General features: G+C 39.1%; 16 protein-coding genes. 14 read left to right on the top strand and 2 right to left on the bottom strand.

Annotation, left to right across the window (positions count from 1 at the left end):
• Window positions 1-77 precede the first annotated feature (77 nt).
• From JYB65_RS02985 to JYB65_RS03025, 9 genes are all read left to right on the top strand, one after another.
• Window positions 78-635, top strand: coding sequence for a leucine-rich repeat domain-containing protein (locus JYB65_RS02985; RefSeq protein WP_206581127.1), 558 nt, complete (start codon window positions 78-80; stop codon window positions 633-635).
• Window positions 636-725: 90 nt separating this feature from the next.
• The gene (locus JYB65_RS02990) at window positions 726-2606 is read left to right on the top strand and encodes a WG repeat-containing protein (RefSeq protein WP_206581128.1); all 1881 of its coding nucleotides are present in this window, start codon (window positions 726-728) and stop codon (window positions 2604-2606) included.
• Window positions 2607-2753: 147 nt separating this feature from the next.
• Window positions 2754-4589, top strand: coding sequence for a DNA helicase RecQ (gene recQ, locus JYB65_RS02995; protein ID WP_206581129.1), 1836 nt, complete (start codon window positions 2754-2756; stop codon window positions 4587-4589).
• The gene (locus JYB65_RS03000; RefSeq protein WP_206581130.1) at window positions 4582-4896 is read left to right on the top strand and encodes a hypothetical protein; all 315 of its coding nucleotides are present in this window, start codon (window positions 4582-4584) and stop codon (window positions 4894-4896) included. Before recQ ends, JYB65_RS03000 begins: the two co-directional genes overlap by 8 nt.
• Before the next feature lie 318 nt (window positions 4897-5214).
• The gene (locus JYB65_RS03005) at window positions 5215-6549 is read left to right on the top strand and encodes an NCS2 family permease (protein ID WP_206581131.1); all 1335 of its coding nucleotides are present in this window, start codon (window positions 5215-5217) and stop codon (window positions 6547-6549) included.
• A 160-nt stretch (window positions 6550-6709) separates the two neighbouring features.
• A complete protein-coding gene (locus JYB65_RS03010) occupies window positions 6710-7339 on the top strand; it encodes a CatA-like O-acetyltransferase (protein WP_206581132.1) in 630 nt (209 codons plus the stop codon).
• A gap of 81 nt (window positions 7340-7420) precedes the next feature.
• Complete coding sequence (locus JYB65_RS03015) at window positions 7421-7870, top strand: metallophosphoesterase family protein (RefSeq protein WP_206581133.1); 450 nt, start codon at window positions 7421-7423, stop codon at window positions 7868-7870.
• A 112-nt stretch (window positions 7871-7982) separates the two neighbouring features.
• Entirely contained in the window at window positions 7983-8363 is a 381-nt protein-coding gene (locus tag JYB65_RS03020) for a BlaI/MecI/CopY family transcriptional regulator (protein WP_206581134.1), read from the top strand.
• Complete coding sequence (locus JYB65_RS03025; RefSeq protein WP_206581135.1) at window positions 8360-10075, top strand: M56 family metallopeptidase; 1716 nt, start codon at window positions 8360-8362, stop codon at window positions 10073-10075. Before JYB65_RS03020 ends, JYB65_RS03025 begins: the two co-directional genes overlap by 4 nt.
• Window positions 10076-10144: 69 nt before the next feature.
• On the opposite strand, the gene JYB65_RS03030 is transcribed toward JYB65_RS03025, so the two are convergent.
• Entirely contained in the window at window positions 10145-10798 is a 654-nt protein-coding gene (locus JYB65_RS03030; protein ID WP_280634476.1) for a TetR/AcrR family transcriptional regulator, read from the bottom strand.
• A gap of 191 nt (window positions 10799-10989) precedes the next feature.
• On the opposite strand from JYB65_RS03030, the gene JYB65_RS03035 reads away from it, so the two are divergent.
• The 5 genes from JYB65_RS03035 to JYB65_RS03055 all read left to right on the top strand — a co-directional run bounded on the left by JYB65_RS03035 (window position 10990) and on the right by JYB65_RS03055 (window position 14897).
• Entirely contained in the window at window positions 10990-11862 is an 873-nt protein-coding gene (locus JYB65_RS03035; RefSeq protein WP_206581136.1) for an efflux RND transporter periplasmic adaptor subunit, read from the top strand.
• Between the two features lie 11 nt (window positions 11863-11873).
• Complete coding sequence (locus tag JYB65_RS03040) at window positions 11874-12527, top strand: HlyD family secretion protein (RefSeq protein ID WP_206581137.1); 654 nt, start codon at window positions 11874-11876, stop codon at window positions 12525-12527.
• Between the two features lie 9 nt (window positions 12528-12536).
• Complete coding sequence (locus JYB65_RS03045; protein WP_206581138.1) at window positions 12537-14072, top strand: DHA2 family efflux MFS transporter permease subunit; 1536 nt, start codon at window positions 12537-12539, stop codon at window positions 14070-14072.
• A 176-nt stretch (window positions 14073-14248) separates the two neighbouring features.
• Window positions 14249-14440, top strand: a complete 192-nt coding sequence (locus tag JYB65_RS03050; RefSeq protein WP_206581139.1) for a YwbE family protein — start codon at window positions 14249-14251, stop codon at window positions 14438-14440.
• A 31-nt stretch (window positions 14441-14471) separates the two neighbouring features.
• Complete coding sequence (locus JYB65_RS03055) at window positions 14472-14897, top strand: hypothetical protein (protein WP_206581140.1); 426 nt, start codon at window positions 14472-14474, stop codon at window positions 14895-14897.
• Between the two features lie 50 nt (window positions 14898-14947).
• Here JYB65_RS03055 and JYB65_RS03060 read toward each other — a convergent pair whose 3' ends face one another.
• On the bottom strand, window positions 14948-15109 hold the full coding sequence (locus JYB65_RS03060; protein ID WP_206581141.1) for a hypothetical protein: 162 nt from the start codon (window positions 15107-15109) through the stop codon (window positions 14948-14950).
• Window positions 15110-15113 lie beyond the last annotated feature (4 nt).

Here is a 15113-nt window from a genome sequence, read left to right on the forward strand (position 1 = left end):
GCAAGTGTGAAAATTAAGCACCTAAAAAGTGCATTACATTTGTGCCGCAAGGGGCGCGGTGCGGAATGGGAGTAAATATGAAAAAAAGGATTATAGGAATAGCACTTTTGACTGTTTCATCAATCCTACTATTTGCGTGGGGAGACCGGGTAAACCAGCCGGATGAGGATCCAACAGAAGCTTATTATGAGTCTATTAAGGACAAAGATGGCTTCTGCATAAAAGATGGAATTCTCTATGCCTATTTAGGCAAGGATAAAGAAATTACGATTCCGGAAACTGTTACAGAAATATACAATTCTGCTCTTTCAGGAGATTTCGGGCATGGAGCAAACTTGAAGAAGGTTATAGTGCCAGGTACTGTTAAGAAAATAAATGGCGGGGCTTTTGCTTTTACTTCTGCTAAGAAAATTATAGTGGAAGAAGGCGTAAAAGAAATAGGTGAATGGGCTTTTGGGGATAGCTACATAGAAGAAATTTGGTTCCCAGCTTCTTTAGAGAAAATCGGAAATAGAATCATGGAAACGGAGGAAGGGCTTGATGGAACTAAAATTCATGTACCAAAAAATTCGGAGATCAGCCAGTATTTTGAACAAAACATGCCATATGGGAATGCAGAACTCATTTACGACTAGGAGGATAAGCTGTAGAGCGGAGTTGGAGATGCATTTGATGTGGTAATGAGTGTTTAGTAATTGAAAGTAAAAAACAAGGGGGATACTATAATGAGATACAAAAGCAAGGTTGTTAAAACAATTTGCTGTATGTTGGCAATCACAGTTGTGTTCAGAGGATTTACAGGAAATATATATGCGGATACAAAAGGACAGAAATCTGTTGAAGATATGGGTGTAGATATTACATGGTATGATTTTGGAAAAGATTGTACTAATTATACCATTCAAGACGATTCGGACACGGGAATTTACATGCTGAACATCAGTAATAATTCTGCTTCGGGCAAAACAGCCTTCGTAAATGGAAAAGGCGAGATTGTCCTTCAACCGGAAACGTATGATGGCTATTCTTCCAGCGTCATCGGTGAAGAAACGGTCACGCTCATGCGTAAAGGAGATCAATATATTTATATAGATTCTTCCGGAACAAAAGAAATAGACGGGAAGGCTTATAGTGATGTGGGACCATTTATGGACGGCTATGCAACCGTCACCTTACAATCGAACGCTCATAAAGGCGTAATGGATAAGAATGGAAAACTACTATTTGAAGATAAAGAGGGAAAGTATACGGAGTTTAGATTTCTCGGTAATGGGATTTTTTCAGCAGCCATAGAAGGAGGCGTATACGACCTGGTGGATACGGATGGAAGACCGTTGTCAGACGCTCATTATGGCTATTCTCCTTATATTTCAGAGGAAACAATACAAGTTTCCAAAGATGCAAAATACGGATTTTTAGATTTGTCGGGAACAGAGATTGTTCCGCTGATTTATGATTATGCATTTCCTTTTTATGAAGGATTTGCAGCTGTATCGAACGATAAAAAGTGGGGGTTTATCGATAAGACAGGAAAAGAAGTCATTTCTCAGAGCTTTGATGAGGTAAGATCTTTTCATAACGGTTTGGCTATCGTGTCACGGAACAATAGATGGGGGATTATAGACAAAACAGGAACTATTATTCTTCCGATTGAATATGACAGTGTGGTTAAAAATGAGCAAGGGTTCTTTGATGCACGAAAGGACAGTAAATCATTCTTGATCGATTCTTCCGGCGAAGTGGTAAGTACGAAGGACTATTCCTTTTTTGACATAGAGTCAAACAACCGGATTTATGTAAAAAAAACCATTCATAATATGCAGGTCAGCGGATATTTGGACAAGGATGAAACTATGCTGACAGGATTTAAAGATTTTAACCTGAGATATCTTAGTGACAATCTTTATTTGGGAGCAAAACCCGGAGCCGATACGTCTGGAGGTGTAGCACCTCATGACTATGATCAGCGATTTGCACTTCTCGATGCCAACGGGAACAACTTAACGGGATTCAAGTATTCAAATACAGGAGATTTCTTTCATGATTTTCAGGTAGTATATAAATATTATTTTGAGGGGGTAGGACTGGTAAATCAATATGGTGCAGAAGTTCTTCCTACGATATTTAATAATATTTTACTGACGGATGAAGGATATGCCTTTGTAACCATAAGTGATCCTGACTCAGGGGCGAATGCCCGCGTAGGGTATTTTAAAATACCTGACACTTTTTCTGAGAAAAAGGGCGCAAAGCCAATCACTGTATATGTAGACGGAATTGAGCTCTATTTTGAGTCTGAACCAGTCATAAAAAATCAGAGCACGATGGTGCCTATGAGAAAATTTTTTGAAGTCTTAGGTGCAGAAGTGAAATGGGATAATAAAACAAGGACTGCCACAGCGAGCATGAACGGTAAAGAGATACGTGTCAGTATCGGAAGTGAAGAGGCCTATATAGATGGTTCTAAAATCCAACTGTTAGCGGCACCATTTATACAGGATGATATTACGTTGGTTCCATTGAGGTTTGTATCGGAAAACTCAGGTGCTGATGTGAGATGGGATGGAGATGCTCGTCGTGTAATGATTAATTCGGATAACCAGTAAATAATGAACCAATGGCTTTCACTTCTCATTAAGATTTGTCTATGTGAATTCATAAATTGAAGTTTTGCGAAAAATTCAATTTAATGTTAAAATAGGTACGATAGAGGACCGATTTACATATGTGAAATATAATAAGAGGAGAGAAAAGTGACCTATAAAAGTAAACAAGAGATTCTAAAACAGTATTTTGGATATGATAGTTTTAGAGAAGGGCAAGCCTTTCTCGTAGATTCTATTTTAGCCGGTAAAGATGTTGTAGGGGTCATGCCAACAGGAGCGGGAAAATCCATCTGCTTTCAAGTTCCCTCCATGATGTTTGAAGGGATTACCCTTGTTATTTCTCCGCTGATTTCTCTGATGAAGGACCAGGTTAACGCATTGACCCAAGCGGGGATTAAAGCGGCATACTTAAACAGTTCTCTTACGTTAAATCAGTATCATAGAGTCTTGCAGAATGCAAGAAACGGGGAATATAAACTTCTCTATGTGGCACCGGAACGATTGCTTACAGAAGAGTTTTTAGACTTTGCACAGAATAGTAACATCGCTATGTTTACCATTGATGAGGCACATTGTATCTCTCAATGGGGGCAGGATTTTCGCCCAAGTTACTTAAAAATTATTGATTTTTTGAGTCAACTACCAAAACGTCCGGTGGTATCAGCCTTTACGGCCACAGCTACTGCTCAGGTTCGTGAAGATATTGTTTCCAGCTTGAAGCTTACCAATCCGGAGATTTTAGTCACGGGATTTGATCGAAAAAACTTATCTTTTGAGGTAATAAAACCGGCTGATAAATTTCAGACACTTTGCGATTTTCTAAAACAGAAGCAAGAAGAAACGGGAATTATATATTGCACGACAAGAAAAACAGTTGAAGAAGTTTGCGATCGGTTAACGAAACAAGGCTATCTTGCAACCCGTTATCATGCTGGATTGACAGATCAGGAGAGAAAAGAAAATCAAGACGATTTTATTTTTGACCGGATGAGAATAATTGTTGCGACCAATGCATTTGGTATGGGAATCGATAAATCCAATGTATCTTACGTCGTCCATTATAATATGCCAAAGGACCTGGAAAGCTACTATCAAGAAGCCGGACGAGCCGGGCGTGACGGAGGGCCTGCGGAGTGTGTTTTGTTATATAGCGGGCAAGATGTACGAATGAATCTATTTTTAATCGACAACAACAAGGATGCCGAGTATGCGGAAACCGAACTGGAAGAATTGATAAAATCCAAGGATCGAGAACGATTGAAGAAGATGACTTTTTACTGTCACACAAATAATTGCTTGAGGGAATATATTCTCAACTATTTCGGCGATACTGCTCCTAACTTTTGCGGTAATTGCAGCAATTGCAAAACGAATTTTGAAACGATAGATATCACAGTAGAGGCACAAAAAATATTATCTTGTGTTTACCGTGTGAAGGAGCGCTATGGCGTTAAAACAATCATTGATATCTTGCGTGGAAGCAAAAACGAAAAGATTTTGCATCTGCGATTAGACAGCTTACCTACATATGGCATTATGAAAAATGGTGAAAAACAAGTGAGAGAGATCATCAATTATCTGATTTTAAATGATTATTTAGCGCTGACCACCGATCAATATCCTGTATTAAAGTTGGGCAATCGTTCAAGAGAGATTTTGATTGACAAAGCAGAGATTCAAATGAAACTGGCAAAAGATATAGAAGCGCTTAAACCAAATAAAAAAGTGAAACCGGAATTGCTAGGAGTTGACCAAATACTTTTGGAACGATTGAAAAAGATCCGGTTGCAGTTTGCATCACAGCAGAAAGTACCTGCCTTTGTCATATTTACCGACAGTGCTCTTATAGATATGTGTGACAAGTTACCTTTGAATGACAGCGAATTTCTAATGGTTTCCGGTGTAGGAGAAGCAAAATTAAAACGCTATGGACAGCGATTTATATCAGAAATTTCGGATTTTGTAAGTGGTAAGAATGGCTGACAAAATAATAAATGATAGGAAAGTGATAAAGATGGAAATCAAAAAAATACCAAAATGGGAAGAGAAATCTATAGTTGAAAAACAATTGGCAGTATTGGGTCTAATACTTTCAATTGCTGTTATCATATTAGCAGCTTTAAGTCTTACAGACGGTTGGCAAGGCACAATAAATGTAGTGGAGTTATTATTAGGATTACTGATGTTGGTTCAAACATTACAATTTTGGAAATATAATAAAGCTATTGCTATAATCACTCTTATTGCTGCAATACTTTGCTTTGGTGCTGCAATAGTTTCATTCTTTTGATATGCACAGCTAATACACTTAAAAACGAATATTTTAACTAATATTCCTAATCATAAGGGCAATTCCTTTGACAAATATCACATATGGTATTTTCAAAGAGCATTGTCTTTTTTGTTTATTAAGCGTCATATCTCTCCTATAATAACCTGTACAAAAAAAGTAGTGCATAAAACGTTAATTTTGTTTATTATAGATAAGGAGCTTCTAAAAGATGAAAAAATTATTCCAACTAGTATGTTCAATGCGAAGTAAAAACAGGATGATAAATACGATTTGGAGTACATTGAAAGAAGATAAAATTAGCGGAGGAAAAAATAAATGCCTAAAGAGAATAAGTTAAATCAAAAAAACAGTCTTAATAAGTTTTTTAAACTGGATGAATATGGTACTACCGTAAAAACCGAAATAATAGCCGGTATGACTACCTTTGTCGCTTCTGTATATATACTGGCAGTAGTCCCGGGCATGCTCAGTGATGCCGGAATGCCTCAAAGCAGTGCACTCGCCGCAGTCATTATCAGTACTGCCTTTTCAACCATATTGATGGGATTATATGCCAACTTCCCCGTTGTTGTGGCTCCGGGCTTAGGCTTAAGTGCCTTTTTTGCATACACCATCTGCGGATCTATGGGTTTAAATTGGCAGACCGCTTTGGGTGCGGTATTCATTTCCGGTATCGTATTTATGATTTTAACGGTAACGAAAGTCAGACAATTGATTATCGACAGTGTACCAGAATGTCTGAAAATATCCATTGGCGTGGGAATCGGTCTTTTCATTGCCTTTATCGGCTTTAAGAATGCCGGAGTTATTATAGCGGATCCTTCCAACTTCGTCGGATTAGGCGATTTAAAAAGTCCGGGAGTCGCGTTGTTTCTTTTTGGTCTGATCCTGTCAAGCCTGCTTTTTGCGAAACAGATAAAAGGCGGCTTATTGATCGGCATATTAGTGACTACCGTTATCGGCATGTTCATAGGCATTACAAAACTTCCCACTGGATTTGGAGATCTTTTTTCTATCGTTCCTCCCATTCCGGAAGACACTTTTGCAAAACTCAATATTAAAGAAGCTTTTCAATATGGTATTTTTGCAGTGATTTTTACCATTACCATCGTAGATATGTTTGATAACATCGGAACTTTGATCGGAGTTTCCAGAAAAGCGAAGCTGATAGGAAAAGACGGGAAAATTAAAAATCTGGATAAGGCTTTAATCAGTGATTCTGTTGCCACGACGGTGGGAGCTGTGCTGGGTACTTCTACCGTAACTACCTATATTGAGAGTGCAACCGGCGTGTCGGAAGGTGGAAGAACAGGACTTACTGCCGTAACCACGGGAGTTCTTTATTTGATTACTTTATTTTTTGCACCGCTGTTCTTATTGATACCTACTCAAGCGACAGCACCTGTTTTGGTTATCGTTGGTATCCTGATGTTAAGCGACGTTACAATGATTAAATTTACCGATTTTACAGAAGCGCTTCCTGCTTTTTTAACGATCCTGTTGATGCCATTGACTTTCAGTATCGCACAAGGCATAGCCTTTGGGTTTATAAGCTACGCTGTTATAAAGCTCATCACAGGCAAAGGGAAAGAGGTACATCCTGTGATGTATATCTTAGCGGTTTGTTTTATCATACATTTTTTGGTTTAAAAATGAAAACTTGGAGATGCAGGCTTTGTATATGAAAAATCGTGAGGAAGAAGAAGTCCGGTGATAAAGAACCTTGTCACCGAGGAAAAAACTTTGTGTCATAAATGTGGGAATGCTACTAATTTTTAAGCAAATGGCTAAACGAAAAGGGGAGGATATCATGGATAGTAAGTACAGAGTAATTGATGAACACAATTGGAAAAGAGCTTTGCATTGTCAAATATTCAGGAATAGTATAGAACCATCCTATTGCGTTACTTTTGAGTTGGATATAACGAATTTCTTAGCAAAAATTCGAGCAATGAAATATCCCTTTACATTATCTCTTATCTTTACAGTTTCTAAATGTGCAAACGATATTGAAGAGTTTCGATATCGCTTCTTAGATGGCCAGATTGTACTTTATGATATCATTCATACAGCTTTTACATATTTGGACAAGGACACTGAACTGTTTAAGGTTGTCAACGTCGAAATACAAGATTCTTTAGAACGCTATATTGCTGTCGCTGCTCAAAAATCCGCAAATCAAAAAGAATATTTTGCAGGACCGCTAGGCAATGATGTGTTTCAATTTTCACCTATGCCATGGGTATCATACACACACATCTCCCACACCAATTCTGGCAAAAAAGATAATGCCACCCCTTTATTCGATTGGGGGAAATATTTTGAGAGGGGGGAGAAATGGATACTTCCTTTCTCTGTTCAAGTACATCATTCTTTTGTAGATGGAGTACATATTGGAAAGCTGGCGGATTCTTTGCAAAATTATTTGAACATGTTCTAAATGATGAATGTTCACTTATGAGATAATAAACATAACGGATTGGTTGGCAATTTTAAATAACATTGTAGAAATGGATTATTTATGAAGAAAATTTTAATTATATCGGATACACATGGACTGCTGCGGGATGAAGTGAAAGCGGAATTATCTGCTTCAGATTGTATCATTCACGCGGGGGACATGAATACCCCATCCGTTCTTCAAGCCCTAAACGAGCAGGGAAATTTGTTTGTTGTTCGGGGGAATAATGATAAGGAATGGGCTGAAAATTTACCGAAAATCCTTACAATAGCGATTGAAGGAATTCAAATCTTAATCGTGCATAATAAGAAGGACGTTCCGAAGGATCTGACGGATATTGATGTGGTGATTTATGGCCATTCTCATAAATATGATGCGAAAGTAATAGATGGGGTGTTATGGCTGAATCCAGGCAGCTGTGGAAAACGCCGGTTTGATTTGGAAATCAGCATGTGCCGCCTGTATATTGATCAAGGAACCTATAAATTTGAGAAAATAGTTATTACTTAATTTGAATATATATTTTACAGTAAAATATCATCAAAAACAGGTTGACAACTGTGTACCAGAATGCTATAGTTCAGGTATACAGTTGTTTACTTTTATAAAGGGGGTTACATAGATGAAGCAAATCAATTTATCTGATGGGGAGTGGAGCATTATGAATGTACTATGGCAGGACGCTCCCAGGACCATTACTCAGCTTACAACTGCACTGAAAGAATCCAAGGGGTGGAGCAAGCATACCATTATCACTATGCTTGGGCGAATGGAAGCAAAGGGAGTAGTAAGATATGAAGAAGGGATCAGAGCAAAGCAGTATTATCCGGCAGTTGAACGAACCGAAACGGCATTGGGTGAAACGGAGAATTTTCTCGAGAGAGTTTATTCGGGAAGTATCGGACTAATGGTGAACACCATGGTAGAGAAGAATAGTTTATCAAAGGGAGAAATTGACGAACTGTACGCTATATTGAAAAAGGCAGAGGAGGAAGTAACATGATTAATACAATCTTATCTTCCTCTGTACTGATTTTGATCATACTTGCTATACGGTTTGTGTTTAAGGGGAAAATCAATCCGATGGTGCAATACGGTCTCTGGGGCCTTGTGGTTCTGCGGCTGGCAATCTTTAATTTGTTAAATATCCATCCGATAGAAAGCACATTAAGTGTAATGAATGCAGCAGGCAATGTGACAAAAACCATACAGGGAACTTCGACGGCAGAACAAGTTATTGCAGGCAATGCACAGGTTGGAACCCATAATACTGCTATAGATATTATGAATAATGTGAAGACAGGCATCATGATCAGCGGAGACGGAATTTCCGCAGCAGCAGCTATAGATTGGCAGCTTGTGATTATGATTGTTTGGGCAATCGGGACGATTACTTTAGGGTTATGGCTTCTTATTGTAAATCTTAAATTTAGCAAGAAGATTGTTGAAAAGAGAAGCTTCCTACTGTCTGTTGAAACAGACCACCAGGGAAAAAGTCTGCCTGTGTACGTGGCTGACGGTCTGTATTCACCTTGTCTGATGGGACATAGAGGTGAAATCGCTATCTATGTGACTTCTAAAGTGGCTGCTGATAAGGAAAAGTTGCGCTATGCCATTGAACACGAATTGTGCCACTACAAACATCACGATCTGGAGTGGTCTATCCTTCGAGGTTTGCTGTTGGTTTTCTATTGGTTTAATCCGTTGGTATGGGTAGCTGCTATAATGTCCAAAAGAGACTGTGAACTGGCTTGTGATTATGGTGTGATAAAGGAAATGAGTAAAGAAGACAGGCTGACTTATGGGAAAACATTGGTGGATTTAATAAACCAGCGAGAGAAGAAAAATAATGTTTTACAAATTGCTACTACGATGTATGGCAGTTCAAATGGAATAAAGGAAAGAGTTACTATGATAGCAAAGAATAAGAAAATGAAGGTTACTACCTTGATTGCAGCACTTCTGATTGTGTCACTATCGGTAGGCTGTACATTTACGACGGCACCGAAGCATGAAAAGGATTCGAGTCCTGATCAACAAACGGAGATTACGGCTTTCGCCACGAAATGGGCGGATGCATTTTCCCAAAGAGATGCAAAGACCATTTATGACTTATGTGAAAATGAAACGTTGTATTTGACCATTGGCAGCGTGGGTGAAAGTGGCGATTTATGGATGGGGATATCAAGCCCATGGCCGTGGAATAAAGATTACAAGATTGAAATAGTCGATTCGTCTACAATTGATATTTATTACTATTTCAGAACATCAAGTCCAACGGTTTATGCCGCAAAAGAAACCGTCACTATTAAGAAGATAGACGGTGCCTATAAGGCGGTAGGGGATAGCTGGAAACATTTTGATAAGGTCAAGTCGAAGGCAGAATTTGATGAAGCGTACAAACTCGGATTCCCTGACTTTACAGAATTTGCTGCAACCTATCAGTTCCAAGCAGATGAAAATGCAGATTATAATCAGGGCAGAAAAGAAATCCTAGAGAATCCTGCCACCGCAGCCATTGACCAATTAAATCTCGACGGGGCCAAGGTAAGCGACGTTACTTACCAACCAGTATACAAAAAAGCCGTGGTTACATTTGCATGGCAAGACGGCGAAGTTACTGTCAATTTAATTCAGCCAACATTTAAAGATGAAAATGGCACCGAAAGACAGGCAACGATATGGATCGTCGTTAATGAAGAGCAGGCTAATTGATACGGATAGACGATTCCAATTAAATAAAAATAGAGACTCCGGCAGGAGTCTCTATTTTTATCTTCTCTATTAAATTTTTGAACGAACAAGGGGTAAAAAAATAGTATCGATGATTTCCATAAGGGTTTCATCCGAAATAGGCACTTGGGTAACCAGAAATTCGTACCGAATTAAATCAAAAGGGAGTGAAACGATTCGAGTACTAATCTTATCGGCATTGAGTTCTCCTCGTTTCTCTGCATTTTTCAGAATAGTCATAATGATTGTGTTCCATTTCTCATCGATGTTGGAGTTCCGTAACCGCGGAAAGGAGGTAATGATATCCTTCCCCAAATGCTCTAGCAGGAGACCATGTATGGTCTCGGCACCCACTATCTGCATGGGCGTAGTGATTCTACGCATCAGCGTTAAAATATCGTCACGAAGGTCTCCGGTATTCGGAACATCTTCAGTAGGTCTAGGCACATGTTTGTGCAACGCTGCAACAATAAGCAATGACTTGCTAGGCCAACGGCGATAGACTGTCGCTTTGTTTGTTTTTGCACGAACAGCGACTCCTTCCATGGTCATATGTGCATAACCCATTTCGTTAAGTTCATCCCAGGCTGCCTGAAGAATTGCATTCTCAAGAGTTTTTCCTCGGCGTCGTGTATTGGTGGGATGATTCTCATCACAAATAGATTGGTCAGAAGGAGAAAGATGACCTCTATTTTTTTTATCCATATTGATTCCTCATTCCAAAAACTTTTTATTTTTTCTCTATTGCATTCTATATGGTTCTATTATATCATACAAATAAGGAACTTAAAGTTCCTTATTTAAAAAATTGCACAAATGCAAAAAGGATTAATCCGTTGATAGGAAGGCGCCACAATCACGGAAAGAAGCTCAACACATGAAAGGGGTAATAGAAAGTGAAGAAATATATTTCACTGATGATGCTACTTGTGTTTTTAGGTACGGCAGCTTTAACCGGCTGCAACTCTGAAAAAAGCAAGTCCGGAAACAGTGTTCAAACAGACTCTCATAGTAAGCAAGATGTAGTGTACCTCATGGCAGGTAAAGTAGAAGTTGGAGAAAAAGTCGATATCAAGTCAACGATCATGGCCAAAGTAGTTGAAATGAACGTAGATATTGGTTCGACGGTTAAAAAAGGTGATCCGATTCTTCAACTTGATATGAAAGATCGTCAAGCACAGGTTACGGATGCCAGAGCAGCCTTGACTCAAGCTCAGGCTTCATTAGCAGGAGCAAATGCGGATTATGAAACGGCCAAGAATAATTATGAACGGAATAACCAACTTTTCCAAGCAGGGGCAATCTCGCAATTGGAATTCGAGCAATCCCAAAGCAAATTAAATGCGGCAAAGACAACGAAAGATGTTTGCCAATCGAAATTGACACAGGCTCAGAATGAAATAACCGAGGCTGATATACAGCTTGACAATGGGACGATAATTTCACCTATATCTGGCACTGTTACTGCGAAAAATGCAAACGTTGGTGAAGTCGTTGCTGCGGGAGCTCCACTATTGACTGTAGTGAATCCGGAAAATTTATTGGTCACCGTGTATGTACCGGAGGATATTGTTAGCCAGATAAAAATAGGAGAGAAGGTTGTTATTAAAGTTCCAGAGGCATCCAAAAAGGTTTTTGACGGAGAAATTTCGGTCATGGATTCGGTTGTTGATCCGGCTAGTAAAACGGTCCTTGTCAAAGTCAGTTTTAATTCACAGGATACACAATTAAAACCAGGAATGTTTGCCGAAGTTGGCATAAGAAATTAGGAGTGGAGAAAATGAATGGTAAGCGTAAATTAATTCTTTTATGTATAGCTGCGGCAATGGTCATAACTCTTGGAGGAGTAGGGTTGTATTACTGGTATAACACCTCCCATTTTGTATCAACGGAGGATGCAAGGGTGGCGGGAGACTTCATTAAGATAACTTCTGAAATATCGGGAAAATTGAAGGAATTCGATGCGGTCGAAGGGGAATCCTTGGCAAAGAATCAAATTGTGGGACGAATGAGTGCAGATGGTTTAGCGGATTCGAGTATTGATAAAGCTTTGCTTCGTTCACCGATCAATGGCATATTGATTAAAAAACAGGCAGGAGTTGGTGAATTTATTTCAGCCGGAACCGCCCTCGCCGTGATGGTCGATCCAAATCAGCTGTACATAAGTGCAAACATCAAAGAAACCGAACTAAACAAAATAAAGGTTGGACAGAAAGTAGATATAAAAATAGATCAATTTGGTGGGAGAACCTTTCAAGGGAAGGTAGAATCCATCGGTGAAGCAGCAGGCTCAGCTTTTTCGCTTCTTCCGTCTTCCTCCAGCGGAACGTTTACAAAGGTTGTCCAAAATGTGCCGGTAAAAATTGCCTTGGAGAAAATAGACGTGAAGGTTTTGCCGGGTACGAATGCTATTGTAAAAATTCATTTGAAATAGGTGGCTATAATGGATAACAATAAAGAAAACACACAAAAGTGGCTCACCATGGGTGTCGTCACACTCGTTATTTTTATGGCCAATCTGAATACAAGTGTCGTCAATCTTGCCACTTCGGAAATGATGAAAACCTTCGGTGCGTCTCTCAGCCAAATCCAATGGGTGATCAGTGCCTTTACCTTAACGCTAGGGGTCACCATTCCATCAACAGGATATTTAAGTGAACGCTTTGGCATGAAAAAGGTGTTCATCATTGCGGTAATCTTATTTACCTCCGGTTCATTTATGGCTGGAATCTCATGGAATCTGATGGCGGTTATCGTATCAAGGGTAGTCCAGGGACTGGGCGGAGCCTTTATTATATCGCTGGGAATGACCATACTCATGACTACTTTTGAAAAAAGTGAAATTGGGATGGTTGTCGGTATCATAGGGGTTTGTGCCATGGCTGCTCCAGCATTGGGGCCCACTCTGGGAGGATATCTTATCGAAAATCTGAATTGGCGGTTTGTTTTTTTCATAAATATCCCCATTGGCATAGTGAGTACCATCATGGCAATCATCATACTGAAGGAATCGGGGCATAAATCAGCAAAGAAATTTGATATAATCGGGTTCCTGACATCGGCCACCGGAATGATATGTATTCTTTATGTGCTTGGTAAAGGCAACGTGGATTGGCATGATATGAAGAATGTAGTAATCATGATTGTTGGGTGTTACAGCCTGATTATGTTTATTGTGAATGAACTCATGATTTCAGAGCCGATGCTCAATCTGAGACTTTTAAAGGATTACACTTTTTGCATGAGTAATATTATTATCAATGTTGCCCAGCTGGTCCTCTTCGGCGGAGTGTTTCTAATGCCAGTTTTCCTCCAACAGATTAAAGGATTAAGTGCCATGCAGACGGGGTTGATTCTCTTTCCCGAAGCCATAGCAACCGCAGCAGCTATGATGCTTTTCGGGAAATTAGGGAATAAGCTGGATACAAGAATATTTGCGATATCTGCTTTAGTCTTGATTGCATTGAACAGCTATAGTATGTCGCATATCACCTTGGAGACTTCCAACACAGTGATTACGCTGCTGTTAATGGTCAGAGGTTTTGGTGTAGGTTTTCTGATCGCCCCGGTTCAGACCATAGGATTAAGTGGAATATCCAAGGAGGCCATGTCCAATGCATCGGCATTGATCAACACGGTAAAACAGGTAGGAGCTTCTGTCGGTATCACCATTATTACAGGCATCATGCAGCATCAAAATACCATCAATTATTCCAGCTTGGCTCAACAAGTGAATTATTTTAATCCCAACAGTATGGGCTTATTTCATTTATTGCAGGGAGTATTTATTCAGTCTGGCATGTCTCAGTCCAATGCACAGAGCGGGGCGCTAACGCAGATGTTCGGAATGATTGCAAGACAGGCGCAGCTTTATGCCTTGAACGATACCATGCTGGTGATCTCGATTATTTCAGCAATTATTATTTTGCCGACGCTTTTTTTAAAGGAGGGTAAACAGTTGATAGAGGAAACGTCATAAGGGAATAACGTTAACAACATTCTTCGATGTAAGCAGGGCATGCGTAATTAATTTTCATAAGTTTAGGAAAATATAGTTGTTTGTGTTATGATATTACTAGGTTGCATTTTCAAATAAAAAGGACAGATTGAATGAAACTACATAAATCAACAAGCAAAAGAAGATGAGGAGAGGATATGAATGGACAAAATAGATCTGACGTTAAGATCGGTGCAAAAGTAAAAATTGTGTTGAAAGCGGACCAAAGAACTGGAAAGCTGACAGAGGGAACGGTTGCAAAACTGCTGACCAAAAGCAGCTTTCACCCTCACGGTATCAAAGTTATGTTAACGGATGGACAAGTGGGCAGAGTACAGGAAATTATTTAAAATTTATTTATATAAAATAGGGAGAATATAAATGAAGAGAAAGGCATTATCCATAATTCTTTTATCTATTGGAGCTGTCATTGGCGGCATGATTTTTAATTTTCAAGAATTCTTAATGGGAAGTCCTGCAAATGCTAAGAATTTAATTGTTACTTTTTTATATATTGCCAGTTGGGTACTTGTTCTTGTAATTGGTACAAGAATGAAGAGCCGAAGGGTTTTAACATATGGTTCTATATTTTGGGTTATAACATTATTTCTTGCTGTAGTAACGATTTATGTTAATGTTACGGGAGCTTCTGCTGACTGGGCACTGCCTTTTGCAATTTTACTTTTAGGTCAATGGTATGGGATTAACTTCTTTGCCGGAAGCTTTTTAGCTGCCTCTATCATAATAGCAGTAATATCTTTAGCATTTTCTGCAACAGCTATTATTTTACGCCGATCTCTTAAATGAAGAAACCGCAACCTCCACTGCCATCAGTGGAGGTTTTTTGCGTCTGGTGTTTACTTTGATTTGCATTCTTTTGGCAAAATAGAGATGACACCACCTTCTTCTTCTGAGGATATAAACATTTCCTCTGTCTCTTTTTGAATTTGTTGGAGTTCGTTTACTATATCACTAATTTTATTAAAAAGTGTAGTATACATTGTTTTATAATCTGTCATATTT

The sequence above is a fragment of the Clostridium aminobutyricum genome (assembly GCF_017255415.1).
GTDB lineage: Bacteria > Bacillota > Clostridia > Peptostreptococcales > Anaerovoracaceae > Aminipila > Aminipila aminobutyrica.

Excerpts from the sequence above, each read along its gene's own strand:
- JYB65_RS03025 (WP_206581135.1), top strand. The coding sequence starts at position 8,360 with ATGATTAATACAATCTTATCTTCCTCTGTACTGATTTTGATCATACTT.
- JYB65_RS03060 (WP_206581141.1), bottom strand. The coding sequence starts at position 15,109 with ATGACAGATTATAAAACAATGTATACTACACTTTTTAATAAAATTAGT.
- JYB65_RS03015 (WP_206581133.1), top strand. The coding sequence starts at position 7,421 with ATGAAGAAAATTTTAATTATATCGGATACACATGGACTGCTGCGGGAT.
- JYB65_RS03045 (WP_206581138.1), top strand. The coding sequence starts at position 12,537 with ATGGATAACAATAAAGAAAACACACAAAAGTGGCTCACCATGGGTGTC.
- JYB65_RS03000 (WP_206581130.1), top strand. The coding sequence starts at position 4,582 with ATGGCTGACAAAATAATAAATGATAGGAAAGTGATAAAGATGGAAATC.
- JYB65_RS03005 (WP_206581131.1), top strand. The coding sequence starts at position 5,215 with ATGCCTAAAGAGAATAAGTTAAATCAAAAAAACAGTCTTAATAAGTTT.
- JYB65_RS03040 (WP_206581137.1), top strand. The coding sequence starts at position 11,874 with ATGAATGGTAAGCGTAAATTAATTCTTTTATGTATAGCTGCGGCAATG.
- JYB65_RS02990 (WP_206581128.1), top strand. The coding sequence starts at position 726 with ATGAGATACAAAAGCAAGGTTGTTAAAACAATTTGCTGTATGTTGGCA.
- JYB65_RS03030 (WP_280634476.1), bottom strand. The coding sequence starts at position 10,798 with ATGGATAAAAAAAATAGAGGTCATCTTTCTCCTTCTGACCAATCTATT.
- JYB65_RS03010 (WP_206581132.1), top strand. The coding sequence starts at position 6,710 with ATGGATAGTAAGTACAGAGTAATTGATGAACACAATTGGAAAAGAGCT.
- JYB65_RS03020 (WP_206581134.1), top strand. The coding sequence starts at position 7,983 with ATGAAGCAAATCAATTTATCTGATGGGGAGTGGAGCATTATGAATGTA.
- JYB65_RS02985 (WP_206581127.1), top strand. The coding sequence starts at position 78 with ATGAAAAAAAGGATTATAGGAATAGCACTTTTGACTGTTTCATCAATC.
- JYB65_RS03050 (WP_206581139.1), top strand. The coding sequence starts at position 14,249 with ATGAATGGACAAAATAGATCTGACGTTAAGATCGGTGCAAAAGTAAAA.
- JYB65_RS03055 (WP_206581140.1), top strand. The coding sequence starts at position 14,472 with ATGAAGAGAAAGGCATTATCCATAATTCTTTTATCTATTGGAGCTGTC.